General features: G+C 72.7%; 21 protein-coding genes. 16 read left to right on the plus strand and 5 right to left on the minus strand.

All coding sequences use genetic code 11. The features are described from left to right. Nucleotides 1-30: 30 nt before the first annotated feature. From iolC to AB0E05_RS13105, 7 genes are all read left to right on the plus strand, one after another. Nucleotides 31-1,095 (plus strand): 5-dehydro-2-deoxygluconokinase, encoded by a 1,065-nt coding sequence (gene iolC / locus AB0E05_RS13075; protein ID WP_361962420.1) that lies wholly within the window; start codon nt 31-33, stop codon nt 1,093-1,095. Next, a complete protein-coding gene (locus AB0E05_RS13080) occupies nt 1,092-1,976 on the plus strand; it encodes a deoxyribose-phosphate aldolase (protein WP_361962422.1) in 885 nt (294 codons plus the stop codon). Before iolC ends, AB0E05_RS13080 begins: the two co-directional genes overlap by 4 nt. A 66-nt stretch (nt 1,977-2,042) precedes the next feature. Beyond that, nucleotides 2,043-2,990, plus strand: coding sequence for a 5-deoxy-glucuronate isomerase (gene iolB, locus AB0E05_RS13085; RefSeq protein WP_361962424.1), 948 nt, complete (start codon nt 2,043-2,045; stop codon nt 2,988-2,990). Next, nucleotides 2,987-4,894 (plus strand): 3D-(3,5/4)-trihydroxycyclohexane-1,2-dione acylhydrolase (decyclizing), encoded by a 1,908-nt coding sequence (gene iolD / locus AB0E05_RS13090; protein WP_361962426.1) that lies wholly within the window; start codon nt 2,987-2,989, stop codon nt 4,892-4,894. The genes iolB and iolD overlap by 4 nt, the downstream gene beginning before the upstream one ends. Nucleotides 4,895-4,980: 86 nt before the next feature. Continuing rightward, nucleotides 4,981-6,483, plus strand: a complete 1,503-nt coding sequence (mmsA, locus tag AB0E05_RS13095; protein WP_361962428.1) for a CoA-acylating methylmalonate-semialdehyde dehydrogenase — start codon at nt 4,981-4,983, stop codon at nt 6,481-6,483. Nucleotides 6,484-6,647: 164 nt separating this feature from the next. Then, a complete protein-coding gene (locus AB0E05_RS13100) occupies nt 6,648-9,479 on the plus strand; it encodes an alpha/beta fold hydrolase (RefSeq protein ID WP_361962430.1) in 2,832 nt (943 codons plus the stop codon). Beyond that, a complete protein-coding gene (locus AB0E05_RS13105) occupies nt 9,476-10,339 on the plus strand; it encodes an ABC transporter permease (RefSeq protein ID WP_361962432.1) in 864 nt (287 codons plus the stop codon). Before AB0E05_RS13100 ends, AB0E05_RS13105 begins: the two co-directional genes overlap by 4 nt. Before the next feature lie 34 nt (nt 10,340-10,373). Here the strand turns inward: AB0E05_RS13105 and AB0E05_RS13110 are convergent, their stop codons facing one another. Together AB0E05_RS13110 and AB0E05_RS13115 are read right to left on the minus strand one after the other, a co-directional pair. Continuing rightward, on the minus strand, nt 10,374-11,039 hold the full coding sequence (locus tag AB0E05_RS13110; RefSeq protein WP_361962434.1) for a DNA-binding response regulator: 666 nt from the start codon (nt 11,037-11,039) through the stop codon (nt 10,374-10,376). A gap of 297 nt (nt 11,040-11,336) precedes the next feature. Then, entirely contained in the window at nt 11,337-12,137 is an 801-nt protein-coding gene (locus tag AB0E05_RS13115) for a class I SAM-dependent methyltransferase family protein (RefSeq protein WP_361962436.1), read from the minus strand. Between the two features lie 228 nt (nt 12,138-12,365). Between AB0E05_RS13115 and AB0E05_RS13120 the strand changes: the two genes are divergently transcribed. Next, nucleotides 12,366-13,400, plus strand: coding sequence for a lysylphosphatidylglycerol synthase transmembrane domain-containing protein (locus tag AB0E05_RS13120; protein ID WP_361962438.1), 1,035 nt, complete (start codon nt 12,366-12,368; stop codon nt 13,398-13,400). Between the two features lie 120 nt (nt 13,401-13,520). On the opposite strand, the gene AB0E05_RS13125 is transcribed toward AB0E05_RS13120, so the two are convergent. Further along, nucleotides 13,521-14,399, minus strand: coding sequence for an LLM class flavin-dependent oxidoreductase (locus tag AB0E05_RS13125; RefSeq protein WP_361962440.1), 879 nt, complete (start codon nt 14,397-14,399; stop codon nt 13,521-13,523). A gap of 506 nt (nt 14,400-14,905) precedes the next feature. Between AB0E05_RS13125 and AB0E05_RS13130 the strand changes: the two genes are divergently transcribed. The 6 genes from AB0E05_RS13130 to AB0E05_RS13155 all read left to right on the plus strand — a co-directional run bounded on the left by AB0E05_RS13130 (nt 14,906) and on the right by AB0E05_RS13155 (nt 21,279). After that, a complete protein-coding gene (locus tag AB0E05_RS13130) occupies nt 14,906-15,406 on the plus strand; it encodes a hypothetical protein (RefSeq protein WP_361962444.1) in 501 nt (166 codons plus the stop codon). A gap of 50 nt (nt 15,407-15,456) precedes the next feature. Further along, nucleotides 15,457-16,953: a HAMP domain-containing sensor histidine kinase gene (locus tag AB0E05_RS13135; protein ID WP_361962555.1), complete on the plus strand. Its 1,497-nt coding sequence runs from the start codon at nt 15,457-15,459 to the stop codon at nt 16,951-16,953. After that, nucleotides 16,856-17,515, plus strand: a complete 660-nt coding sequence (locus tag AB0E05_RS13140; RefSeq protein WP_361962446.1) for a response regulator transcription factor — start codon at nt 16,856-16,858, stop codon at nt 17,513-17,515. The genes AB0E05_RS13135 and AB0E05_RS13140 overlap by 98 nt, the downstream gene beginning before the upstream one ends. A 514-nt stretch (nt 17,516-18,029) precedes the next feature. Further along, nucleotides 18,030-18,632, plus strand: coding sequence for a carbonic anhydrase (locus AB0E05_RS13145; protein ID WP_361962448.1), 603 nt, complete (start codon nt 18,030-18,032; stop codon nt 18,630-18,632). A gap of 233 nt (nt 18,633-18,865) precedes the next feature. After that, entirely contained in the window at nt 18,866-20,920 is a 2,055-nt protein-coding gene (locus AB0E05_RS13150) for a SulP family inorganic anion transporter (RefSeq protein WP_361962450.1), read from the plus strand. Continuing rightward, nucleotides 20,917-21,279 carry a hypothetical protein gene (locus tag AB0E05_RS13155; RefSeq protein WP_361962452.1) on the plus strand — a complete coding sequence of 121 codons (363 nt, stop codon included), beginning with the start codon at nt 20,917-20,919 and terminating at the stop codon, nt 21,277-21,279. The genes AB0E05_RS13150 and AB0E05_RS13155 overlap by 4 nt, the downstream gene beginning before the upstream one ends. A gap of 251 nt (nt 21,280-21,530) precedes the next feature. Here the strand turns inward: AB0E05_RS13155 and AB0E05_RS13160 are convergent, their stop codons facing one another. Further along, nucleotides 21,531-21,695, minus strand: a complete 165-nt coding sequence (locus tag AB0E05_RS13160) for a hypothetical protein (protein ID WP_361962454.1) — start codon at nt 21,693-21,695, stop codon at nt 21,531-21,533. A gap of 217 nt (nt 21,696-21,912) precedes the next feature. Between AB0E05_RS13160 and AB0E05_RS13165 the strand changes: the two genes are divergently transcribed. Together AB0E05_RS13165 and AB0E05_RS13170 are read left to right on the plus strand one after the other, a co-directional pair. Next, nucleotides 21,913-23,109: a sensor histidine kinase gene (locus AB0E05_RS13165; RefSeq protein WP_361962456.1), complete on the plus strand. Its 1,197-nt coding sequence runs from the start codon at nt 21,913-21,915 to the stop codon at nt 23,107-23,109. Next, nucleotides 23,097-23,759: a response regulator transcription factor gene (locus tag AB0E05_RS13170; protein ID WP_361962458.1), complete on the plus strand. Its 663-nt coding sequence runs from the start codon at nt 23,097-23,099 to the stop codon at nt 23,757-23,759. Before AB0E05_RS13165 ends, AB0E05_RS13170 begins: the two co-directional genes overlap by 13 nt. Nucleotides 23,760-23,849: 90 nt before the next feature. On the opposite strand, the gene AB0E05_RS13175 is transcribed toward AB0E05_RS13170, so the two are convergent. Beyond that, nucleotides 23,850-26,378 (minus strand): FtsX-like permease family protein, encoded by a 2,529-nt coding sequence (locus tag AB0E05_RS13175; RefSeq protein WP_361962460.1) that lies wholly within the window; start codon nt 26,376-26,378, stop codon nt 23,850-23,852. Nucleotides 26,379-26,386: the final 8 nt, after the last annotated feature.

Consider the following 26,386-nt stretch of genomic DNA (forward strand, 5'->3'; position numbering starts at 1 on the left):
GCGCCGAACCGAAGGACCGAAGGGACGCGCATGCCTCAGCCGTACGACCCCCAGCCGTACGACGTGATCACCATGGGCCGGATCGGGGTCGACCTGTATCCGCTGCGGACCGGGGTCCCGCTGGCGCAGGTCGACGTCTTCGGGAAGTTCCTCGGCGGCTCCGCCAGCAACGTCGCCGTCGGCGCCGCCCGTCTCGGCCGCCGCACCGCCGTCGTCACCCGCACCGGAGCGGACCCCTTCGGCGACTACCTGCACCAGGCGCTGCGCGAGTTCGGCGTGGACGACCGCTGGGTGACCCCGGTGGCCGACCACCCCACCCCGGTCACCTTCTGCGAGATCTTCCCCCCGGACGACTTCCCGCTCTACTTCTACCGCCGGCCCAAGGCACCCGATCTGGACATCCGCGCCGACGAGTTGGACCTGGACGCGATCGCCCGGGCCCGCGTCTTCTGGATGACCGGCACCGGGCTGTGCGCCGAGCCCAGCCGCGGCGCCACCCAGACCGCGCTCGCCCACCGGGACCGCGCCGGCACCACCGTCTTCGACCTCGACTGGCGGCCGATGTTCTGGCGCGATCCCGAGGCGGCCCGCCCCTACTACCGGGAGGCACTGCGGTTCGCCACCGTGGCCGTCGGCAACCTCGACGAGTGCGAGATCGCCACGGGGGAGCGCGCCCCCGAAGCCGCCGCCCGTGCGCTGCTGGCCGCCGGCGTCGAACTCGCCGTCGTCAAACAGGGCCCCGAGGGGGTGCTCGCGCTCCACCGCGACGGCACCCGCGCCCAGGTCCCGCCCGTCCCCGTCGAGGTGGTCAACGGCCTCGGGGCGGGCGACGCGTTCGGCGGCGCGCTCTGCCACGGGCTGCTCGCCGGCTGGCCGCTGGAGCGGGTGATGCGGTACGCGAACGCCGCCGGGGCCATCGTCGCCGCCCGCCTCGCCTGTTCCAGCGCCATGCCGTACCCGCAGGAGGTCGAGCAGGTCCTCGCCGGCGGCCCCGTCCCACCGTCCCCCACGCCCCCACCGGCCGCACCCGACCCCCGTACCGTCTCCACGGCCGCCCAGGCCGTGCCCGAGACCGCCCCCGGAGCCCTGTCGTGAGCCGCGTCTCCATCGGCGAACTCGTCGGGATCCGCACCCGCCACCCCGAAGCCGTCGCCGAAGCCGCGCACCGTCGCCGCAGGCGACCCCGACTGGTCGGCGACAGCGGCCGGTTGATGATCGTCGCGGCCGACCACCCCGCCCGCGGAGCGCTCGCCGTCGGCGACCGCCGCCTCGCCATGGCCAACCGCCTCGACCTGCTCGAACGGCTCTGTCTCGCCCTGTCCCGCCCCGGCGTCGACGGCGTCCTTGCCACCGCCGACATCCTCGACGACCTGCTCCTGCTCGGCGCGCTCGACGAGAAGGTCGTCATCGGCTCCATGAACCGCGGGGGACTCGCCGGCGCCGCCTTCGAACTCGACGACCGCTTCACCGGGCACCGCGCCCAGGACCTGGCCCGCCTCGGTTTCGACGCGGGCAAGCTGCTGCTGCGCATCGACTACCAGGACCCCGGCTCCCTCGACACCCTGCACGCCACCGCCCGCGCCGTCGACGACATGGCGGAGCGCCGACTGCCCGTCTTCGTCGAACCGTTCATCTGCCACCGGATCGACGGCCGGTTGCGGAACGACCTGAGCGCCGAGGCCGTCACCCGTTCCATAGCCATCGCGTCCGGGCTCGCCGGCACCTCCGCGTACACCTGGCTGAAGGTCCCGGTCACCGACGACCCGGGCGACATGGCGGCGGTGATGCAGACCTCGACGCTGCCTGCGGTGATCCTCGGCGGTGAGGTCGGCGACGACCAGGACGGTGCGTACGAGAAGTGGCGCACCGCGCTGCAACTGCCGACGGTGCAGGGGCTGGTGGTGGGACGCTCGTTGCTCTACCCGGTGGACGGGGACGTCGCCAAGGCCGTCGACACCGCGGTAGGACTGCTGTAGGGCCGGCCCGGACTCCCGGGCTCCAGGGGCCCGTTGTCAGTGCGATGAGGGAGAGTGGGGAGAACGATGGGCACGCAGGACGACGCACCGATCCGGCGGTCGTACGTGCCGGCGGGCAGTGCCGCCGACGGTCCGTACGCCCTGCGGATCGACCCCGAGCACGCCGGCTGGGGGCACGCTGCCGTCCGCGTGGTCGAGCTCGCCCCCGGGGCGGTGCACCGCTTCGCCGCCGGCGACAGCGAGTGGATCGTCCTACCGCTCCAGGGCGGGTGCACCGTCGAGGTCGACGGTGGGTTTTTCGAACTGCTGGGCAGGGAAAGCGTCTTCAGCGGGGTCTCCGACTTCGCGTACGTCCCCCGTGATGCCCAGGCACAGATCGCCTCCGGTGCGGGAGGCCGCTTCGCGCTGGCAGGAGCGAAGTGCGAGCGCCGACTCCCCGCTCGCTACGGCCCCGCGCCGGAGGTACCGGTCGAGCTGCGCGGCTCCGGCACGTGCTCGCGCCAGGTGAACAACTTCGCCGCGGCCGACACGTTCGACTGTGACCGGCTGATCGCGGTGGAGGTGCTGACCCCCGGCGGCAACTGGTCGTCGTACCCGCCGCACAAGCACGACGAGCACCGCCCCGGCGTCGAGTCGGTGTTGGAGGAGGTCTACTACTTCGAGATCGCCGACGACGGACTCGGCTACCACCGGGTCTCGCCGTCCCGCGCCGGCGGGACGGACGTCCTGGCCGAGGTCCGCACCGGTGACGTCGTGCTGATCCCCGACGGTTGGCACGGCCCGTCCATCGCCGCGCCCGGCCGCGACATGTACTACCTGAACGTGATGGCCGGCCCCGGCCCCGAGCGGGAGTGGCTGATCTGCGACCACCCCGACCACGGCTGGATCCGGGACACCTGGCCGCAGCAGCCGGTGGACCCGCGGCTCCCGTTGTACGGGGCGGAGCCCGCGACCCGGGCCGCCCCCACCACCGCCCCCACGGACCGGCCCCGGACCCAGGAAGGACCCCGATGACCACCCGTCGGCTCACCGTCGCCCAAGCCCTCGTCGCCTTCCTCGCCCACCAGCACACCGAGCGCGACGGCCGCCGCCAGCGCCTGATCGCGGCCACCTGGGGCATCTTCGGCCACGGCAACGTCGCCGGCATCGGCCAGGCGCTCGTGGAGTCCGGCACGGGACCCGGCGCCCCCATGCCGTACTACCAAGGGCGCAACGAGCAGGCCATGGTGCACGCCGCCGTCGGCTACGCCCGCCAGTCCCGCCGCCTCTCCGCGCACGCCGTCACCACCTCCATCGGCCCGGGCGCGACGAACCTGGTCACGGGCGCCGCGCTGGCGACGATCAACCGCCTGCCCGTGCTGCTGCTGCCCGGCGACTCCTTCGCCACCCGGCCCGCCGACCCGGTGCTCCAGCAGTTGGAGACGGCGTACGCGGGCGACGTGTCCGTCAACGACGCCCTGCGCCCCGTCTCCCGCTACTTCGACCGCGTCACCCGCCCGGAAGCGCTCATTCCGGCAGCGCTCCAGGCCATGCGCGTCCTCGCCGACCCGGCCGAGACCGGCGCCGTCACCCTGGCACTGCCGCAGGACGTCCAGGCCGAGGCGTACGACTGGCCCGAGGACTTCTTCGCCGACCGCGTCTGGCGGGTGGCCCGCCCCCGGCCCGACCGCCGCGACCTCGACTCCGCCGTGCACGCGGTGGCCGCCGCCCGCCGCCCGCTGCTCGTCGCCGGCGGCGGCGTCCACCACAGCGAGGCCGAGGAGGCGCTGGCGGCGTTCGTCGACGCCACCGGCATCCCCGTCGCGTCCACCCAGGCGGGCAAGGGCTCCCTGCCGTACGACCACCCCTGCGACGTGGGCGCGATCGGCCACACCGGCACCGCCGCCGCCAACGACCTGGCGCGCGGCGCGGACCTCGTCATCGGCGTCGGCACCCGCTGGTCGGACTTCACCACCGCGTCGTCCACCCTCTTCCAGAACCCCGCCGTCCGCTTCCTGAACCTCAACGTCACCTCCTTCGACGCCCACAAGATGGCCGGGCTCTCGGTGGTCGCGGACGCCCGCGCCGCGCTCGCCGAGCTGACCGGGGACCTCGCCGCCCGGCACCCAGGCGTCCGGGTCCCGGACGCCTACGCGCGGGAGTACGGTGAGGGCAAGGCACGCTGGGAGCGCCTGGTGGACGCGGCGTACGAACCGCGCCGGCCTGGCGAGGCGGACCTGCGCCCGACCCAGGCCCAGGTCCTCGGCGCCCTGGACGCACTGGTCACCGAGGATGACATCCTGATCAACGCGGCCGGGTCCCTCCCCGGCGACCTGCACAAGCTGTGGCGGACGCGCGGCAGCGACCAGTACCACGTCGAGTACGGCTACTCCTGCATGGGCTACGAGATCCCCGCCGCCATCGGCGTGGCGATGGCGGCCCCGGGACGGCCCGTGTGGGCGCTGGTCGGGGACGGCACGTACCTGATGAACCCCACGGAGATCGTCACCGCCGTCCAGGAGAACGTCCCCATCAAGGTGGTGATCCTGCAGAACCACGGATACGCGTCGATCGGCGGGCTGTCGGAGGCCGTCGGCGCGGAGCGCTTCGGCACGGCGTACCGACTGCGCGCCGTGGACGGGACGTACACCGGCGCCCCGCTCCCGGTCGACCTCGCGGCGAACGCGGCCTCGCTCGGGCTGCGGGTGATCCGCGCCCGCACCGTGCACGACCTGCGCGAAGCGCTGGCGGAAGCGCGCTGGTCGGACGTGCCCACAGGTGTCTACGTGGAGACCGAAACGGCAGACACTGTGTCGGGCGCGCCCCCGGCGCAGGCGTGGTGGGATGTTCCCGTGGCCCAGACGGCGGACCGCCCGTCCGCGATCAAGGCCCGGGAGGAGTACGAGCGGCAGGTCGCGGCCCGGCGCCGGCACCTGTGACCCGTGAGCCGCCGTCCGTCCCTCTGGTCCGCCCGTACGTGACCCGCCCGGCCCGTGCGCCGACACTCGTGAAGGAGCCTTTCGTCATGACGAAGACCGTCAACCACTGGATCGGTGGCAAGACCGTCGAGGGCGCATCCGGCACCTGGGGCGAGGTCACCGACCCCGCGACCGGCGCCGTCACCACACGGGTCGCACTGGCCTCCGCGGACGAGGTCGGGGCCGCCGTCGCCGCGGCCAAGGAGGCGTACGCGACCTGGGGCACCTCCTCGCTCGCCCAGCGCACCGCCGTCCTCTTCCGCTACCGCGCGCTGCTGGACGCCCGACGCGACGACATCGCCGCGCTGATCACCGCCGAGCACGGCAAGGTGCACTCCGACGCGCTCGGCGAGGTGGCGCGCGGACTGGAGATCGTCGAGCTGGCCTGCGGGATCCCCGGCCAGCTCAAGGGCGAGCTGTCGACGCAGGTCTCCAACCGGGTCGATGTCGCATCGATCCGCCAGCCGCTCGGCGTCGTCGCCGGCATCACCCCGTTCAACTTCCCGGCGATGGTGCCGATGTGGATGTTCCCGCTGGCGATCGCCTGCGGCAACACCTTCGTCCTCAAGCCGAGCGAGAAGGACCCGTCGGCGGCGAACCTGCTCGCCGAACTGGCCGCGGAGGCGGGGCTTCCGGACGGCGTGCTGAACGTGGTGCACGGGGACAAGGTCGCCGTCGACGCCCTGTTGGCGCACCCCGGCGTGGCCGCGGTCTCCTTCGTCGGCTCGACCCCCATCGCCCGCTACATCCACACCACCGCCTCGGCGAACGGCAAGCGCGTCCAGGCGCTCGGCGGCGCGAAGAACCACATGCTGGTGCTGCCGGACGCGGACCTGGACGCCGCGGCGGACGCGGCGGTCTCGGCGGCGTACGGCTCCGCGGGCGAGCGCTGCATGGCGATCTCCGCGGTGGTGGCCCTTGACTCCGTCGCCGACGAGCTCGTGGCGAAGATCCGCGAACGCGCCGAGAAGATCAAGATCGGGCCGGGCGCCGACCCGTCGTCGGAGATGGGACCGCTGATCACCCGGGCGCACCGGGACAAGGTCGCCTCCTACGTCACGGGCGCGGCGGCGCAGGGCGCCGAGGTCGTCCTCGACGGCACCGGGTACACCGTCGAGGGGTACGAGGAGGGGCACTGGATCGGGCTGTCCCTGCTCGACCGGGTCTCCACCGACTCCGACGCCTACCGCGACGAGATCTTCGGGCCGGTGCTGTGCGTGCTGCGGGCGGCGACGTACGAGGAGGGCCTGGCGCTGATCAACGCGTCCCCGTACGGCAACGGCACCGCGGTCTTCACCCGGGACGGCGGCGCGGCCCGCCGCTTCCAACTGGAGGTCGAGGCCGGCATGGTCGGCGTGAACGTCCCGATCCCGGTGCCCGTCGGATACCACTCCTTCGGCGGCTGGAAGGACTCGCTCTTCGGCGACCACCACATCTACGGCAACGACGGCGTGCACTTCTACACCCGCGGCAAGGTCGTCACCACCCGGTGGCCCGACCCCTCGGAGCCGCACGCCGGCGTCGACCTGGGCTTCCCGCGCAACCACTGACCGGTCGGCGCACGGCCTCCCGGGCGCGCGTGACGAGGGCCGTGGGTGGAGCGCGCCGTACCACCGCTGGTGTACGCGGCCGGTCCGCGTACTTCCCGGGGAGGCCGCCCGGCTCCCACTGACGGCAGCGGAGGGCCCAGGGGGGTTCCGCTTAGGGTTTCCCCATGAAGACCCGACTTCCCAGGCCAGGACGGCGCGGCCGATGGCTCGCGGGCGCCGCGGCGCTCGTCGCCCTCGCCGGCGCGGGCACCTGGACCGCGGTCGCCGACGACTCGGGCCCGGCCGTGCAACGCGAGGACCGGACCCAGAAGATGCCGGGGGCCGAGATCGACACCTCGTACTTCACCGCGGGGGACCGGGGCGCGCGCCGTCCCGCCGTCCTCCTCGGCCACGGCTTCGGCGGCAGCAAGGACGACGTCCGCGCCCAGGCCGAGGAGCTGGCCCGGGACGGCTACGCCGTGCTGACCTGGTCCGCCCGCGGCTTCGGCAAGTCCACCGGGAAGATCGGTCTCAACGACCCCGCGTACGAGATCAAGGACGTCTCCCGGCTCGTCGACTGGCTCGCCGACCGGCCCGAGGTCCTCCTGGACGCGGACGGCGATCCGCGCGTCGGTGTCGCCGGGGCCTCGTACGGCGGGGCGAGCGCGCTGCTCGCCGCCGGCCACGACCGGCGCGTCGACGCCATCGCCCCGGCGATCACCTACTGGAACCTCGCCGACGCGCTCTTCCCCGACGGCGTCTTCAAGAAGCTGTGGGCCGGCATCTTCTTCTCCACCGGGTCCTTCGAAGCGCCGGACGGGCCCCCTCCCTCGACGCCGCCGGCGACCGAACCCGCCCGGCCCCCGGGCGCGGGCTCCGGCACCACCGCCCCCGGCACCGCGGCCGAACCGGGCGAGCACGGCGCCTGCGGGCGCTTCCAGCCCGAGATCTGCGCCCTGTACGAACGGGTCGCCACCAGCGGCAAGCCCGACGCCGCCGCCCGTGACCTGCTGGAAGCCCGCAGCCCGGTCGCCGTCGGCGACCGCATCAAGGTGCCCACCCTGATCGTGCAGGGCCAGTCGGACTCCCTCTTCCCGCTGGACCACGCCGACGCCATGGCCGAGCGGATCAGGGCCAACGGCGCCCCCGTCGCCGTCGACTGGATCGCCGGCGGCCACGACGGCGGCGAGAGCGAGAGCGACCGCGTCGAACAGCGCGTCACCGACTGGTTCGACCGCCACCTCAAGCGGGACGAGAGCACCGGAACGGGCCCGGCCTTCCGGGTCAGCCGCACCGGAGGGATCGACTCCACCGACGGGCAGGCGCTGCTGCGCGGTGCGACCGCCGCCCGCTACCCCGGTCTGCGCAACGGCCCCGAGCCCATCGCGCTCTCCGGCCCGCCCCAGACCTTCGCCAACCCGGCCGGCGCCAGCCCGCCCGCGCTCTCCGCCGTCCCCGGGCTCAGCGGTGGACTCGGCCAGCTCTCCTCCGTCGGCGTCGGCTTCTCCCTCGACTTCCCCGGCCAACACGCCCGCTTCGACTCCGCGCCGCTGACCCGGACCCTCCAGATCACCGGTGCACCGACCGTCCGCGTCAAGGTCACCTCCACGACGGGCGAGGCCGTCCTCTTCGCGAAGGTGTACGACGTCGGGCCCGACGGCCGCACCCAGGTCCTGCCCTCCCAACTCGTCGCCCCCGTCCGGGTCGAGGACGCCACCCAGGGCAAGGAGGTCGAACTGACTTTGCCCGCCGTGGACCACCAGGTCGACGCCGGGCACCGGCTGCGGCTGGTGCTCTCCGCCACCGACCTCGGATACGCCTCCCCGACGGCCCCCGCCACCTACACCGTCGCCCTCGCCGGCGGCGACGCGAGTACGGCGAGCACGGGCAGCACGGCCGGCACGGTCGCGGACTCCGGGGCGAAGTCCGCGGCGAACTCCGCAGTGCTGAGCGTCCCCACGGCCCCCGCCGTGCGGACCCAGGCCGCCGGGCTGCCCTGGTGGACCTGGGCCCTGCCGAGCGCCGCCGCGCTGATCGCCGCCGCCCTGCTGCTGACCGCCCGCCGACGGACCATCGCCCCGGCGCCCGACCCCGAACTCGCCGACGTCCCCCTGGAGATCACCGGCCTCACCAAGCGGTACGCCAAGTCCAGCGACCGCTACGCCGTGCGGGAGCTGTCCTTCCGGGTGGAGAAGGGACAGGTCCTCGGACTGCTCGGCCCCAACGGCGCCGGCAAGACCACCACCCTGCGGATGCTGATGGGCCTCATCCGGCCCGACGAGGGCGAGATCCGGGTCTTCGGCCACGCCATCCGGCCCGGCGCACCCGTCCTCTCCCGCGTCGGCGCCTTCGTCGAGGGCGCCGGTTTCCTCCCGCACCTGTCGGGGCGGGAGAACCTGGAGCTGTACTGGCGCGCGACCGGACGGCCCGCCGAGGACGCCCACATCGACGAGGCGCTGGAGATCGCCGGCCTCGGCGAGGCGCTCGCCCGCGCCGTGCGCACCTACTCCCAGGGCATGCGCCAGCGGCTGGCCATCGCCCAGGCCATGCTGGGCCTGCCGGACCTGTTGATCCTCGACGAGCCGACGAACGGACTCGACCCGCCGCAGATCCGCGAGATGCGGGACGTGATGATCCGCTACGCGGCCGGTGGCCGCACGGTGATCGTCTCCAGTCACCTCCTCTCCGAGGTCGAACAGTCCTGCACCCATCTCGTGGTCATGGACCGCGGCCGGCTGGTGCAGACGGGCCCGGTCGCGGAGATCACCGGCGAGAGCGACACCTTGCTCGTCACCACCGCGGGCGAGGTCTCCGACCCGCTGGTGGAGAAGATCGACGCCCTGCCCGGGGTCGGCTCCGCCGTACGCGTCGACGAGGGCCTGCTGGTCCGCCTCGACGGCGCCACCACCACCGCGCTGATCGGCGAACTCGTCCGGCTGGACGTGCCGCTCACCGGAGTCGGCCCGCACCGCCGCCTGGAGGACGCCTTCCTCACCCTGATCGGAGGTTCCGCATGAGCGGGCTGGCCCAGCACCCCGTGTCGGCACCCGGCTACCGGGCCCGACGCACCCTTCCGGTGCGCGTCGAGGCCGTACGGCAGCTCAAGCGCCGTCGGACGATGGTGATGGCCGCCGTCCTCGGTGCACTGCCCCTGGTACTCATCGTCGCCTTCGCGATCGGCACCCCCGGCGGCGAGGAGAACGACCGGATCACCCTCATGGACACCGCCACCGCCTCGGCCGCGAACTTCGCCGCGACGTGCCTCTTCGTCTCCGCGGGCTTCCTGCTGGTGGTGCCGGTGGCGCTGTTCCACGGGGACACCGTCGCCTCCGAGGCCAACTGGTCCTCCCTCCGCTATCTCCTGGCCGCACCCGTCCCCCGCACACGGCTGCTGTGGTCGAAGCTGGTCGTGGCGCTCGGCTTCAGCGCCGCGGCGATGGTGCTGCTGCCGCTGGTCGCCCTGGTCGCGGGCACCTTCGCCTACGGCTGGGGGCCGCTGAAGCTCCCCACCGGCGGCTCCCTCGCCACCACCGAGACGCTGCCGAGGCTGGGGATCGTCCTCCTCTTCGTCTTCGTCTCCCAACTGGTCACCGCAGGGCTCGCCTTCTGGCTGTCCACCAAGACCGACGCCCCGCTGGGCGCGGTGGGCGGAGCGGTCGGACTGACGATCGTCGGCAACGTCCTGGACGCGGTCACCGCGCTCGGGGGGTGGCGGGAGGTGCTCCCCGCGCACTGGCAGTTCGCCTGGATAGACGCGCTCCAACCGCAGCTGGAGTGGAGCGGGATGGCCAAGGGAGCCGCGGTGTCGATCTCCTACGCCCTGGTGCTCTTCGCCCTCGCCTTCCGCACCTTCGCCCGCAAGGACGTCGTGTCGTAGGCCGCGCCCCCGGCGTCCGCCTGCAGCAAAGGCCCTAGACCCAGCCGCGTCGAGCCGCTTCCACTCCCGCCCGGAAGCGGCTCGACGTGCCGAGGGCGTTCATCAACTCGCCCACCCGACGGCTGTAGGTGCGCCCGGACATGTTGAGCCGGGCCGCTGCGGCGTCGTCGGTGAGGCCCGCCAGTATCGCCTCAAGTACCGGCCGCAGATGGGCGGGCGCACCCGGCGGGCGCGCCTGCCGGGCGGGATCGTCACCCGCCTCCCACCACGCCTGGTGCGTACGGACCAGGGCCTGCACGAGGACCGGGTCGCGGATCAGCAGAACGCCGTTGTCGTGCAGGTCGAGATCGAGCGGGACCGCGGCGACCGCGCGGTCGGCGACGATTATCGAGAACGGGATCGAGTCCGTCACGCGGGTCTCGCCGAGGCAGCGGCCGGCCTCACGGAGCTGCGACAGCACGCGCCGAGGGGCGATCCGCCGGACCCGGGCGGGCCGGGCCGCCGACGGGCACTCCGCGGCGTCCCCCTGACCGCCGAGTCCGAGGAACGGCTCGGGAGCGCCCTCGCCGTCCTGGCAGACGGGGTCGTCAAAGCTCAGCAACTCCTGACGCGCCGAATGCACCAGGCCCGCGAGGGCCGCCCGCACGCGGGTGGCCCCGAGGATGCGGGTGACGCCGCGCGCCTGCTGTATCTGCTGCACCTGCTGCCTCGACTGCCCCGGCGACTCCCGCAGGACAGGTCCCGACAACACTTTCCGTCCGAGCGTGGAACTCGGAACCACCGCCACCGACATGGCACATCATCCCCCGCCATTCCTTGTCGGCCACACGGTCGTCCCCTCCAAACCGTGGGCAACTCCATGTATGCACACAGCTGCACAGCGTGACAAGAGCCTGATCGGGGTGTGGCGAGTCCTTGCCACTCGCGTTGGTTGACGGCTCTGGTGGGACACGCTTATGACAGCGAGGGAAATCGACGTCGCTGTGGGAGGGCTGACTCAGCCGCGTGCCGTGGTGACGGTGAACAGCCCCACCGACTCCCGGCGGCTGGCGACCTCGGGGAAACCGGCGTCACGGGCCCAGCGCTCGGCCTGTTCGACCGGTCGGCACTTCATCACCCACAGCACGCCGTCGCGGTTGGGGAGCACGTTCGCGATGAACTCCAACTGCGGGTGTCGGGTCTGCGTGGTGAAGACCAGGACGCCGCCCGGTGCGAGCAGACCGCGCAGCCGCTCGACGGAGGCCGCGATCGCGTCGTCCTCCAGCAGCAGTTCGTAGAGGCCGGAGACGACGATCACGTCCGGGGCGCCTTCGGCGAGCGGTTGCGGGGCGAGGGCGTCGCCGTGGGTGAAGGTGATGCCCGTCAGCCCCCGCTGGGCGGCCTGGCGTTCGCCCTGGGCGAGCCCGGCGCGGTCGAGGTCCCGGCACTCGACCCGCAGGGCGCCCGCAGGGTGCTCCGCCACCAGGTCCTGGAGGTAGCGGCCCGGCCCTGAGGCGACGTCCAGGACGGTGGCCCGGCCGCCGCGCTCGGCGATCTCCTTGCGCAGCACGTCCTTGAGGAGTTCGCGGCGGGCGCGGATGGCCCGCCAGCCCACGGCGTTGAGATAGCAACGGTCGATGACACGACCGATGCCGAGACTGCCCTGCGCCTTGTTGACGTAGACGTGGTCGAGCATCGATCCGCTGTCGAAGCCGTGTCGGTAGCCGATGCGGACGCCTTCGCTGAGCCGCCCCACGGTGCCCAGCAGCAGCCGCATCGTCGCCCACTGCGCCTTCTTGAGGCCTTTGGTCCTGGTCATGGAGGCAGCTTGACGGCGCGGTGGGCGGCCGGGCATCCGTGTGACTACTCCGCTCCATGAGTAGGAGTTCATGAAGATGCCTGAGTATGAGTGCGGGCACCTCGACACGACGTTGTTGTGTGCAGGGGGCAGCTTCTGCGAACCGAAACGGTGTGACGTCCGTTGTGGTTCATGAGTCCGCGCGGACGCCAGTGACGCGCCGGGAGTGGAAGGACGGTGGGGAGGTTGGTGATCTCCGAGCCCCTGTCGGAGTCCGGGCCCGTGTCCGGGGCCGCATCCGAGGCCGCCGGCGCGCCCGGGTCGAGGAGCCGACGGGCGTCGTCGGGCCTCCGACGGCTGCCGCTGCGACAGTTGATGTGCCTGGTGCCGTTCGCACTGCTCGCGTACTGGACCGCCGAGAACTGGTCCGTCGTCTCCTCGGGCGTCGGGCTGCTCAAGGACGCGCACCCCGGTTGGCTGGTTCTCGGCGGGATCGTGACGGGGCTGTGGTCGGTGGCGTCGGCCTTCGTGCGGCAGGGCACGGTCGTCGAGCGCCTGCCCGCGGGGCGGCTGGTGGCGACCCAGTTCGCGGCCGGCTCGGCCAACCAGCTGCTGCCCGCCGGGATCGGGGCGCATCTGGTGACCCTGCGCTTTCTGCGCGGCTGCGGGGTGCCGCTGGACCGTTCCACCGCCGCGCTCGGGCTCTACAGCCTGGTGAAGGGGGTCGCCAGGGCCGGACTGTTGTTGGCGTTGGTGCTGGTGTTCCCCGAAGCGCTGGAGCTGCCGACGCTGGTGCCGCCCGGACAGGCGGTGCTGGTGGGCGCGTTGGTGTTGGCGGTGGTGGCCGCGGCCGTCACCGTGCTGCTGCTGATGGCACGACGGCTGCGGAAGGGCGTGGTGCGGTTCCTGCGGACGGCGCTGCTGGACGCCCGTACGTTGCACCGGATGCCGGCGCGGACCGCGGCGCTGTGGGGCGGGGCGCTGGCGTTCCCGCTGCTCCAGTCCGGGGTGCTGATATGCGTCGCGGCGGCCGTCGGTCTCGGGGTGCCCTGGCCGCACCTGGTGATCGCCTACATCACCGCGAGCATCGCGGCCGGGCTGGTGCCCACGCCCGGTGGGATCGGGTCCGTGGAGCCGGCGTTGGCCTTCGCGCTCGTGATGGTCGGCGCGCCGCTGGTGGTGGCGACGGCCACCGTCATCGGGTTCCGCTTCCTGACGGTGTGGCTGCCGTTGTTGCCGGGCGTCGCGGTGCTGGCGCTGTTGGTGCGACGACGGGTGCTGTGAGCGTCAGCGACCTGCGGGACGCGACGAACGGCTCGGGGCAGTGGTGCGGGCGGCGGCCCGCGGGACCGCGACGGGCGGGCCGGGCGGCTGGCACCGGCCCGCACCGGCGGGGCGCGTCGATCAGCGGGGGACCAGCGGGCGCACCTCCTCGGCGGTGAACCGCAGGAAGCCCTCGGGGTCGGGTTCGTCGGCCGTCGGCTGGAGGACGACCGTGTCCGCGCCGGCCTCCGCCAGCCGTTGGACCGCCTCGGCGACGGCGGCGGCGTCACCGGCGACGCCGAGGCCGGTGGGGTCGACGTCCCAGCGGTCCAGTTCGGCACGGAGGCGGTCGGCCGCTCCGGGGCCGGTGGCCGCGTGCAGATAGATCACCACCGGGTGGTGTTCGGTGCTCGGGCGGCCCGCCGCCGCGCGGCCTTCCTCGATCAGCGCCCGGGCCCGGCGCAGTCCGTCCGACGACACGCTCGCGTCGAGGACGGTGCCGTCGGCCGCCTCGCCCGTCAGCCGCACCGTGCGGGGGCCGAGCGCGCCGGCGTACACGGGCGGGGCGCTGGTGGGCGGCCAGTCGAGGGCGACGTCGTCCAGCGAGACGTACCGGCCGCTGGTGGTGACCCGTTCGCCGCGCAACAGGGCGCGCAGGGCGTCGAGGTACTCGTGGAGCAGGGTGAGCGGAGATTCCACCCGGGCGCCGACCTGGCCCATCCACGCCTGGAGGCCGTGGCCGACGCCGAGGACCAACCGCCCGGGGAAGAGGCGGTCCAGCGTGGCCGCTTCCATGGCGGTGAGTGCGACGTTGCGCAGGGGGACGGGGAGCAAGCCGATGCCCACGCGCAGACGTTCGGTCCAGGCCAGGGCGGCGGACGCGGTGGCGATGCCGCTCTCCAGGAAGCAGTCCTCCCAGAGCCACAGCTCGTCGAGCCCGGCCTCGTCGGCGGCCCGGGCGAGGGGGCGGAGGCGTTCCGGAGGGAGTTGGGGGCGAAACACAGCGCCGAGTACGGTCATGGCCCCTTCCTACCGGTGGCCTTCCGTCGGGACAACGGCGTATCGCCCTGGTGCGACCGAGCAGCCGACCGGCGCCCACGCCCGGCACCATCCCGTATCCCGCATCCCCTATCCCGTAACCCCGGCACCGCGGGCTGTGACCGTGGGGTGCGGTGATGGCGGGCAAAAGCCCGCACTTTGCCTTCTCTTGAACCTTCGGGGGTGCCGCGCCGTACTTCCCGTCGACCACCCCAGTCCCACCGGTTCCAGAAAGAAGGTGAGGGAGCTTGTCCTTTCGGTCCGTCCTCGCGGATGCACTCCCCTTCGGGAAACGGCGCCGGAGAAGTCGCCGGGGCGCCGCCGCGTCCCACCCCACCGGCGACGCCCATACCACACCCCCCGGCGCGACCACCGGCGGTACCCCCGGAACAGATCCTTCCCCTCCCGCGAAAGCCGAGCCCAGCGCGGGAAATGAGAATGCTCTCCTCTTTCACTCACCTGTTCGATCTAGGACGCACACTCTCCGCATGAGACTGCGGAAGGCCAATCTGGTGATCACAGCGGTGGCTGCGTTCGCAGGCGCCGGCATGGTGGCGGGACGGGTGTGGATCGGTGAAGCCGATCCATTAGACCTCGGCCCCGTGGTGATCGTGCAGAACACCTACACGGACGAAGTCGACACCCCCGTCCCCCTGCCGTCGGCCACCTCCCGCGACAAGCCCTCGGGCGCGCGCGAGTCCTCGACCGGACCCACCGCCCGCCCGCCGTCCTCGTACGCGCCGTCCAACAGACAACCGCCGCCGTCCTCGGCCAAACCCCCGGGCGGCAAGCCGGTGCCCCCCATCGCACCGCCCCGCAGCGACGACAACGGGCACGGCGGGCCCTTCCCCGGTGGTGACGACGGCGACGACGACGAGGGCGCCGGCGGCGACGGGGACGACGACACACCCGACGGCACGAGCAACGGCTTCTGGAGCCAACGGCGCTTCGCCCGCAGCGACGACGACGATGACGAAGGCGAGGACTGACCGTGCGTCGGCGGCGCACGGCCAGTGCGCGCTCCCGGATCGTCGGCTGGATGCTGCTCCTGGTGGGAGCCGCCCTCGCCGCACCCATCGTCGGCATCACGGTCGTCTGGCAGGCCCAACTCGACGAACAGGTGGACGCCCGGCTGGAGTGGGAGGCGACCCGGCTGCGGACCTTCGCCCATACCAGGGTGCAGCCAGACGGAGAGCCCTACACCGACGGCGCCACCCTGCTGCGCGAGTTCCTGCGCGAGAACATCCCCAACCGCGACGAGACGTTCTTCAGCATCGTGGACGGCCGGGCCGATCTGCGCAGCGCCTCCGAACCGCCCGTACGGCTGGACACCGATCCCGCCGTCATCCGGCTGCTGTCGTCGGTGAAGGGCAACAGCGAGACCGCCGTGGGCTGGCTCGACTCGTCCGTGGGCAAGGTGCGTTACGGCGTCGTCCCGGTGAAGGTCGGCACCGACACCCGTGACGTGCGGCTGGTCGTCCTGGAGTTCCGCGACCGCCAGCTCCACGAGGAGCGGGAGGTCGCCAAGATGCTGCTCGCCACCGGCTTCGGCGCGCTGATCTGCGCCGGCCTCGCCAGTTGGCTGGTGGCCGGCCGGATCCTGGCCCCGGTCCGACTGGTGCGCCAGACCGCCGCCCGGATCGGCGAGTCCGACCTCACCCAGCGCCTCGACGTGCAGGGCGACGACGACGTGGCGGCGCTCGCGCACACCTTCAACAACATGCTCGACCGCCTGGAGCGGGCCTTCACCACCCAGCGCAGGTTCCTGGACGAGGTGGGGCACGAACTGCGCACCCCCATCACCGTCGTGCGCGGACACCTGGAGCTGATGGAGAACGGAGCCGGCGACTGGGCCATGGAGTGGGACGTCACCCGCGCGCTGGTGGTCGACGAACTCGACCGGATGAGCCGCATCGTCGACGACCTGCTGCTCCTGGCCAAGGCCGAGCGTCCGGACTTCCTGACGGTCGGGGAGACCAACCTGACCGATCTGATCGTGGACGTCGTCGCCAAGGCGCGGGCGCTGGGCGACCGCCACTGGCGCGTCGCGGCGGTCTCGGAGGCCACCGTCCTCGTGGACGGCCAGCGGCTGACCCAGGGCCTGATCCAGCTGGCGGCGAACGCGGTCCGCCACACGCTGGACGGCGACCTCATCGAGATGGGGTCGGCTGTGCGCGAGGGCCGGATCCTGCTCTGGGTGCGCGACACCGGACCCGGGGTGGGCCCCGTGGACCGCGAACGGATCTTCGGCCGGTTCGTCCAGGCCGGCCGCGTCACCTCACCCGCCCAGGCCGGCACCGGAATCGGTCTGGGGCTGGCCATCGTGCGCGAGATCGCCCAGGCACACGGCGGCACGGCGTGGGTGGAGGACGCAGAGACGGGCGGGGCCCGTTTCGTACTCGACCTACCGGCGTACTTCCCCTGGCAGAGAGGACACCATGCAACGGATTCTGATAGCGGAGGACGAGGCCGGAATCGCCTCCTTCGTCGAAAAGGGCCTGCGGAGCAACGGGTTCGTGACGGCAGTCGTCGGTGACGGGCTGTCCGCCTACGAGCACGCGCGCGCCGGCGACTGCGACCTGATGATCCTCGACCTCGGGCTGCCCGCGGTCGACGGACTCACCGTGCTGCGCAAGCTGCGCGAGCTGCGGGTGACGCTCCCCGTCGTCATCCTCACCGCCCGCGACAGCGTCTCGGACGTGGTCGCCGGGCTGGAGGGCGGCGCGGACGACTACATCTCCAAGCCCTTCGCCTTCGAGGAGCTGTTGGCCCGGGTGCGGCTGCGGCTGCGCGGCGAGGGCGGCCCCGAGGCGTCCGTGCTCCGCGTCGGCGACCTGGTGCTGGACCTGCGTACGCGCCGGGTGCACGTGGAGGGGCGGGTGGCCGAATTGTCGGCGCGCGAGTTCGCGTTGGCGGAGGTCTTCCTGCGCAACCCCGACCAGGTGCTGACGCGGGAACAACTGCTCAGCCGCGTCTGGGGCTTCGACTACGACCCCGGGTCGAACATCGTGGACGTGTACGTGCGCTACCTGCGGCGCAAGCTGGGGCCCGACCGGGTGGAGACCATCCGCGGGGTCGGGTACCGCCTGCGGGCCTGAGCCGTACGACCGGTCCGTCCACCGGTCGACCCGTCCATGAGCAATCAGCAGTAACCAGCTGGAACAGCCGCAATCCGACGCCCCCGGGCGTCAGCCGGTGACCTCCGGCCGCACACGTCGTACCCACGCTCGACGGACCATCTGCACGTGCCGGATGGCCGGATCCCGTGCGGGCCCAGCCCGCCGTCGGACCCCGGCGCAGGCCCCTTCCGGTCCACGTGCCGACGCTCCGGAACCACCCCGTCCGCCGCAGGGACGCACGCGCGCCGCGGCAAGGGTCGGCTGCCCCGCCGAGGGGCCCGGCCATCTTCCTGACATCGTTGTCAAACTCTCATCCCGCTGGTGAGAACTCTCTCACCCTGATCTCACGGATGACTCATGGCATGGGCGCATGCTTCACGGCCAAGACATTCACCCCCGGATGTCTCAGCCGTCCCAGCTGCCCCGGAGTGCGTGTGCCCCCACACGCCGTGCACGCCCCGGGCGAGCGGCTGGGCTCTGCGAGGAGCGTGACATGAAGCGACTGCTCACCAATGCACGGAACTTCCGCCACCGTGTGGCCCCCGAGAGCGAGACCTTCCGCAAGTTCGCCGCCGGCCAGACGCCCGGCACCCTCTTCATCAGTTGCTCCGACTCCCGGGTCATCCCGGCCCTGATCACGGGAGCGGTCCCCGGCGAGGTCTTCGAACTGCGCAACGCGGGCAACATCATCCCCGCTTACGTGCCCGAACGCGAGTCCGCCGAGGCCGCCACGATCGAGTACGCCGTGGAGGTGCTCAAGGTCCGCGACATCGTGGTCTGCGGGCACTCCCACTGCGGCGCGGTCGGCGCCCTCGCCAACGACCAGGACCTGACCGAACTGCCCTGCGTCTCCCAGTGGGTGTCCCACGCCCGTCCCGCGCTGGCCCCGATGCTCGGCACGCCACCAGACGACGGGACGCTCGCCAAATTCGTCCAGCGCCACGTCGTCGCCCAGTTGGAGACCCTGCGCGACTACCCCAGCGTCCGCCTGGCGCTGGACTCCGGCCGGTTGAACCTGCACGGCTGGTACTACCGCGTCGACACGGCCGAAGTGCTGGAGCTCGACGAGCTCAACGGAGTGTTCCACCGCAACTGACGCCCGGGCGAGCCCACCCGGATCTCACACCCCCCACTCGTCCGACCGCCGGTAGCGCACCCTCCGAGAGCAACGGCTCCCGACGCCCCGGCACCGGATGCGGCGAAAGGAACACTGTGTCTACTGAAAGCACCCGCCCCGGTGCGGGGCGGCACGCGCGAAGGAGTAGTGGCCTTCCCCCGGCGAGTCCCCTGAAATCCCCCTCGGCAGCGGGTTCGTTCGGTGCCGACTTCATGGCTTCGATCGTCGTCTTCCTCGTCGCCCTGCCCCTGTGCATCGGCGTCGCGGCCGCCTCGGGCGTCCCCGTCGCCCTCGGCATCATCACGGGCATCATCGGCGGCCTCGTCGTCGGCTTCCTCCCCGGCAGCGCCCTCCAGGTCAGCGGCCCCGCGGCCGGACTCGCGGTCCTCTGCCTGGAGTTCGTCACCGAGCACGGCCCGGGCATGCTCGGTCCGGTGGTCCTCGCCAGCGGCATCCTTCAGATGATCCTCGCCTGGCTGAAGATGGGCCGGGTCTTCCAGTCCATCTCGCTGTCGGTGGTCCAGGGCATGCTCGCCGGCATCGGCGTGCCCCTGATCCTCGGTCAGATATACGCCCTGGTCGACTCCAAGCAGCACGGCACGGCGCCCAAGAACTTCATGCACCTGCCCGACCTGGCGAAGGACATCATCGGAGACGCCGCCAAGAGCGGTGCGCTCCTCATCGGCGGCATGGCCGTCGTCATCTGCTTCCTCTGGTACAAGATGCCCAAGCCGCTGAGCAAAGTACCGGCGCCGCTGGTGGCCGTACTGCTCGGCAGCATCATCGCCGCACTGCCCTGGTTCGACGTGAAGAAGGTCGCCTTCGGCAACATGCTGGACGCGGTCAACATCCCCGGTGTCAGCGACATCTCCGGGCTCGGCGACCCCGCGGTGCTGATGATGGTGGTCACCTTCACCATCATCGCCTCGGCGGAGAGCCTGTTCAGCGCGGCGGCCGTGGACCGGATGCACACCGGACCGCGCACGCAGTACAACAAGGAGCTGTTCGCCCAGGGCGTCGGCAACACCGTCTCGGGTGCGCTGGGCGCCATGCCGCTGACCGCGGTCATCGTGCGCAGCGCGGCGAACGTCAACGCCGGCGCCAAGACCAAGATCTCCCGCATCCTGCACGGCGTCTGGCTCCTCGGCTTCGGTCTGCTGCTGCCCGGCCTGCTGGGGATGATCCCGATCACCGTCCTCGCCGGTGTCCTGCTGCACGCGGGCTGGAAGCTCTTCAACCCGCCGTCCTTCGTGAAGATGTGGAAGAAGGACCGCGGCGAGGGCCTGGTCATGTTCGTCACCACCGGCGTGATCGTGGCGACCAACCTCCTCGAAGGTGTCCTCATCGGGCTGGCCGTCGCGGTCGTCCTCACCGCGATCCGCATGTCGCACATGACGATCCGCAAGACCACCGACGGCGACTCGGGCCGGCTCGAACTGAAGGGGAACGCGACCTTCCTGCGGCTGCCGAAGCTGATCGAAGCCCTGGGGTCCGTCGCCGACAAGAATCGGGTGGTCGTCGACGCACGCGGCATCTCGCACCTCGACATGGCGTGCCAGGCGCAGTTGGAGGAGTGGGCGGACCAGCGCCGCAGGGCCGGGGCCGAGGAGGTGGAGCTGCTGCTCCCGGGCTCCGTGGCCGAGCCCAAGGACGCGTTGGTCACCATCGACGCCGAGAAGCACGACGGAATCGACAAGCACCCCGAAGAAGTCCTCGTCGGAGTCGGTGCGCCGACCGTCGTACAGCAGACGGCCGGCGGGGGCGACGCCCGACGCCGTGACACGGCCGAGTTCGACCAGCCGGTGCGGGACTACGGTTACCAGCAGCAACCGGAGCCCTCCCGGCCGTACGCCCCGCCGGCCCAGTCCGGCTACCAGCACCAGCAAGGAATGGGGCAAGGGTACGCACAGGGACACGTGACCCACGGCACGCAGCACGGCCGTCAGCACCAGCAGGCGTACGGACGCACCGGGCACATTCCCCAGCAGCCGCAGTCCCAAGTGCACATCCCGCACCAGAGCCACGCCCAGCACCAGCACCACCAGCAGCACCCCCACGCACCGCAGCCCCCGCAGCAGCACACCCAGCACCAGCAGCCGTACGTGCCGCAGCAGCCCTCGGAGCAGCCCCCGTACGACTCCCACCCGCCGCAGGACGGCTACGGTCCGCCGCCGCCGGAGCGTCGCGGCCCGGGCGACCGGCCCAGCCACTGGGGGCCGGAGGACGACCGGGCCGTCCAGGCGTACGGCGAAGGGACGCGACGATGAAACGCCCCCTGAAATCGGCCCTGGGCCACGCGTTACACCTGCGCGACCACGAGGCCCCGCCGCAGTGCCCGGTGGAACAGTGCGGGCTGCGCCAGGAGCACGACGAACGGGTGCCGGACCGCGCGGCGGTCGACCGGCGCGACGCCGACGGCCACGGCCAGGGGCTCGGCCACCGAATGGACTACCGGTCGGCCTCCGACCCACCGGGTGAGGACACCCTGTTCCTGTTCCTGAAGTCGCTGCACCAGTTCCTGACGGCGCCCCAGGACCCGGTGGCCCACGCCGCGGAACGGGCCGACGAGCGGGCCAGATCCGCCGCCGCCCGCCGCGAGGCCAAGGCGGAGGACCACCGACCCTAGGCCGGCCGACACGTCGGCCCGGCCACCCCAGCCGGTGCGCGGAGGTCCTTGACCACCCGGACGGCCCTGGACGTCCGCGCACCCCGATCGTCGCCCACGGGACTCCATCCCCAGGACCGTGGGCGACACACAGGGCCTTTAGCGGTAACGCTTCCCCCACTAGGCCCTGGATGGCTCCCTTCCCTGTTCCCCGTGCAGGGAAGGGAGCCTTCCGACTTCCCGGCCCCTCGCCCGCTCGGCCCCGCCCGCCGTCAGTGCTTGCGCGTACGGGTCAGGTACAGCGTCACGCCGGCGACCAGCGCCACCGCCGAGCCGACGATTTCGACCGCGTTGCGCACCCAGCCTTCGAGGACGAAGTCGTTCACGAGGCTGACGGCGAGCCCGGCGGAGACCAGGAACCAGAGCACGGGCTTCATCAGGGGCCTTTCTGCGGACGGTGTGCGCGCTGCGAACGGGTGCATGCAGGGTGCGCGGTGCGTGCGGCGGCACGCGGGACGTGCTGTGCGTGATCAACGATGCCTCCGCGCCCGCGGTCGGTGCCAGGGGGGTACGTCCCCGAGCCGCGGTGGAGCCCGCTCCACCCCTGTCCCCGTCCCCGCCCGAGCCCCCGACGGGTCGTTTAACCTGGTCGGCGTGGAGGAGACGGTGGGCCGGGCGTTCCGGGCGACGGTGCGGCTGGGCAAGACCGTCGCCCTGTCCTTCGCCACCCTCCTCTACCTCCCCGTCCTCGTTTTCACCGTCGTCGCCACGGCCCTGGTGGTCGGCGCCGGCGCCCTGCCCGAGACCGTGCTCCTCCAGCGGCGCGTCGCCGGCGTCAAACGGCGCATGGTGGCCGCGTCGACCGGCGAGCCCGTCGACGAGGCGTACCTGCCGCTCACCGGCCCCCTCCCCGTCCGGCTGCGCACCGCGCTCAAGGACCCGAGCACCTACCGCGACCTGAGCTGGCTCGCCCTCCACGCCGTCTTCGGCTGGGCGGTGCTCATCGTGTTGATCGTGCTCTGGTACTTCGGTCTGATGATCGACGGCTTCTGGAGCGGAACCCTGGGTCGCCGCCCGTTCGTCCTGCCGCTGATCGAGCGCCTCGCCGCCTTCGACGCCTCCTGGTCCCGTGCCTTCCTCGCACCGTCGCCCGAGGCACGGCGCGCCGCGGAACTCGCCCGCCGCGTCGAGCAGCTGACCGAGACGCGCGCCGGGGCCGTCGCCGCGCACGGCGCCGAACTGCGCCGCATCGAGCGGGACCTGCACGACGGCACCCAGGCCCGCCTCGTCGCGCTGTCCATGCGGGTCGGCATGGCCCGGCGGGCGTACGACAGCGATCCCGAGCTGGCCCGCCGGCTGCTGGACGACGCCCAGAACCAGGCCGAGGAGGCGCTGGCGGAGCTGCGGCACGTGGTCCGCGGCATCCATCCGCCGATCCTCACCGACCGCGGGCTGGTCGGCGCGGTCCGCGCCCTCGCGGCCGGCAGCGGCCTCGACGTGACCGTCACCGCGGAGGGCCTCGAAACGTCGGCGGACGCCCCGGACGCGGGCCGGGCGTCCGTCCGTCCGCCCGCCGCCGTCGAAGCCGCCGCGTACTTCGTCGTCGCCGAAGCCCTCACCAACGCCGCCAAGCACAGCGGTTCGCCCGGCGCGACCGTACGGCTGGCCCGTACGCCCCGCGGTCTGACCGTCCTCGTACGGGACGAGGGCTGCGGCGGCGCCGACGAACGCGGCGGCAGCGGGCTGGTCGGCATCCGCCGCCGGGTCGCCGCGCTCGACGGGACCGTGGACGTTTCCAGCCCCGCCGGGGGCCCGACCGTGATCGAAGTGGAGCTGCCGTGCGTGTGGTGATCGCCGAGGACAACGCCCTCCTGAGGGAGGGCCTCGTCCTGCTGTTGACGTCGGCGGGCCACGAGGTGGTGGCGGTCGCGGCCACCGGCCCGGAGGTCCTGCCCGCGCTCCTCGAACACCGCCCGGACGTCGCCGTCCTGGACGTGCGGATGCCGCCGGGCTTCCGCGACGAGGGGCTGCGCGCCGCGCTGGAGGCCCGTCGGGAGGTCCGCGGCCTGCCCGTCCTCGTGCTGTCGCAGTACGTGGAGGAGACGTACGCCGCCGAACTCCTCGGGGACGACGTCGCCGGCGTCGGCTATCTGCTCAAGGACCGGGTCGGCCGGGTGGACGAGTTCCTCGACGCCCTCGAACGCGTCGCGGCCGGGGGCATGGCCCTCGACCCCGAGGTCGTCACGGAGCTGATGTCGCGCCGCCGCCGGGACGACCCGGTCGAGCAGCTCACCCCGCGCGAGCGCGAGGTGCTGCACCTGATGGCCGAGGGCCGGGACAACACGACCATCGCGACCACCCTCTGCGTCACCGAGCGCTCGGTGAGCAAGCACATCGGCAACGTCTTCCTGAAGCTCGGACTGCCGCCGCAGAGCGACAGCGGACACCGAAGGGTGCTGGCGGTCCTGACGTATCTGAACTCGCCGTCCACCAAGAGCTGAACCACGACGCACGAAACGGGCCGTGACAGACGAAGACACCGGGCCGCCCCCGCATCACGGGGACGGCCCGGTGCCGTGATCCGCACGGCCTCAGTCGCGGGTGGTCGCCGCCTCCACCGGCGCCCGCCGCAGCGCCGAACGCGTCGGCAGGCTGATCGACAGCCACCCCAGCACCGCCACGAACCCGCCGATCGCCACCCACACCAGCGGCGGCACGTACGGCAGCGGCTGCTCCGTCATCGCGAGGCTGACGCCCACCATCGGCGGCACCGCGATCAGCGCGCCCACCGCGAGGGCCGTGGTCACCACGACCCAGGACTCCATGAACATCATCCGGCGCGTCTGCCGGGCGGTCGTCCCGATCAGCCGGAGCATCGCGAACTCCCGGCTGCGGGCCGTCGTCGCCATCACCAGCGTGTTGACGACCGCGATCAGCACGTACAGCAGCAGCACCGCGTTGGCGATCAGGTTCGTCATCGACTGCTCGTTCTGCGCGTCCTCCTGCGCCGCCGCGAAGTCGTCGGGGCGCTCGATCCGCAGCGTCGGGGTGTTCGCCGCGAGTCCGTCGAGCGCTTCGGCCACGGCCGAACGCTCTCCGTCCGCGGCCACCAGCAGCGCCGCGTCCAGGCCGTCCGTGGTGTGCCGCGTCAGCAGGTCGTGGGGGAGGGTGACGTCGCCGAAGCCGAGCCCCTTCCCGTACACCGCCACCACCCGCAGCTTCTTGGGCGTGCCGTCGCCGAGGTGCACGTCCGCGGTGTCGCCGACGTCGAGACCGGTCGTGCCGGCGGCCATCCAGCTCAGCGCGATCGTGTCGCCCGTCAGCCGATCCAGACCGCCCTCACGGACGTCGAGGTCGAGGGTGCGGTCCAGGTCGGCCGGGTCGAGCCCCTGCGCGCCGAACTGCTTGGTCACCACCTGGTCGACCTCCCGGTAGTCCAGCATCACCTGGGAGTGCGCGACCGGGGTGGCGGCGGCGACGCCGGGGATCTCGCGCACCTTCTCCACCAGCCCCGGGGACAGGCCCGGCCCCGCGGGGGTGAGCACCCAGTCCGCCACCACCCCGTCCGTGACCTGCTCCTTCGCCTCCGCCTGCGTGGTGGTCAGGATGGAGACCTGGAGCAGCGCCATCGCCGCGCCCAGCGCCAGCGGCACGACCGCGCCGCTCAACCGGCGGGTGTTCGCGGTGCTGTTGGCGGCGGCCAGGTAGCCGCTCACCCGTGACCGGGCGAGCAGCGGACCCATCAGCCGCGCCACCGCCCGCACCAGCACCGGGCCGATCAGTGCACTGCCGATCATCAGCACCATCAGGGCGCTGGCGGCGCCGGCGATCGCCAACTCGCCGGGCGCCAGCAGCGGCACCACGATCGACACCACCAGACCGGACGCGATCAGCACCAGCCCGGAGATCCAGCGGCCCCGCCCCAGCTCCGGCGCCTCCACCAAGGACTCGCCCAGCGCTTCCACCGGCTTGATGCGGGCCACCCGCCGCGCCGCGACGTACCCGGCGAGCCGGGCGCCGAGCACGCACAGCACCACGGACGCCACCGCCGGCAGCGGGTCGTACGACAGCTCGAAGTCGGCCGGCAGCGCGCCGACCTCGGCGTACGCCCCGCGCAGCCAGCGGGCGACGACGAAGCCGAGACCGGTCCCCAGCGTCGCGCCGACCACCGACACCAGCCACGTCTCGCTGCCGATCATCCTGTGCACCTGGCGGGGCGTCGCGGCGACGGCCCGCAGCATCGCCAGCTCCCGGCGGCGCTGCTGCACCCCGAGCCCCAGCGTGGAGGCGATCACGAAGACGACGACGCCGAGCGCGGTGCCCCCGAAGGCGGCGGAGAGCCCGACCAGGAAGCCGCGGGACTGCCCCACGTCCAGGAACTCCAGGTCACCGATTCGGTCCCCGGTGTAGACGTCGGTGCCGGGGGCCGCCTTCGCGATCCGGTCCGCCAGCGCGCCGGCGTCCGTGCCCGCTTCGGCGAACACCCCGATGGCGGTCAGCCGGTCCGCGCGCGGCGACAGCTCCTTCGCCCGCTCGTCCGTGAAGAACACGGACGCCTGCCGGTCCAGGGCCGCGACGATGCCGGTGACCTCGTACGACGCCGGGGTCGTCCCCACCGCGATGCGCGCCGTGTCGCCGATCTTCAGCCCGCCGGCGCGCGCCACCGCCTCGTCGACGACGACCTCCCGGTCGGTGCGCGGCGCGGCGCCCGTGCGCAGTTCCACGGGCCCGAGGACGGCCGACGACCAGCCGTGCCCGTACAGCGGGTCGGCCAGGCCCACCGGGTTGCCCCGGCCGTCCGCGGCGCTCAGCGCGATCGTGCGCTCGCCGACCGCGGACTTCACCCCCGGTACGGCCGCGAGCTTCGCGACCAGGTCGGCCGGGACGGTCGCCCGCTCCGCGTGCACCGGGTCGAAGTCCTCCTTGACGGCCTTCGACTGCTCGCCGCCGACCATGACGGACGCCGCCGCGTACCGCTCGGGTGCGATCCCCGACGTCAGCCCAGACATCAGAAGGATCCCGCAGGCCGTGACCACGGCCGAGCCGAAGAAGAGGGCGACGAAGGCCCCGAGGAAACCGCCCGTGCGGTGCTTGATGCTGCTCCACGCGATGTCGAACACGGCGCGCC

It is taken from the genome of Streptomyces sp. NPDC048057 (genome assembly GCF_040653095.1).
GTDB lineage: Bacteria > Actinomycetota > Actinomycetes > Streptomycetales > Streptomycetaceae > Streptomyces.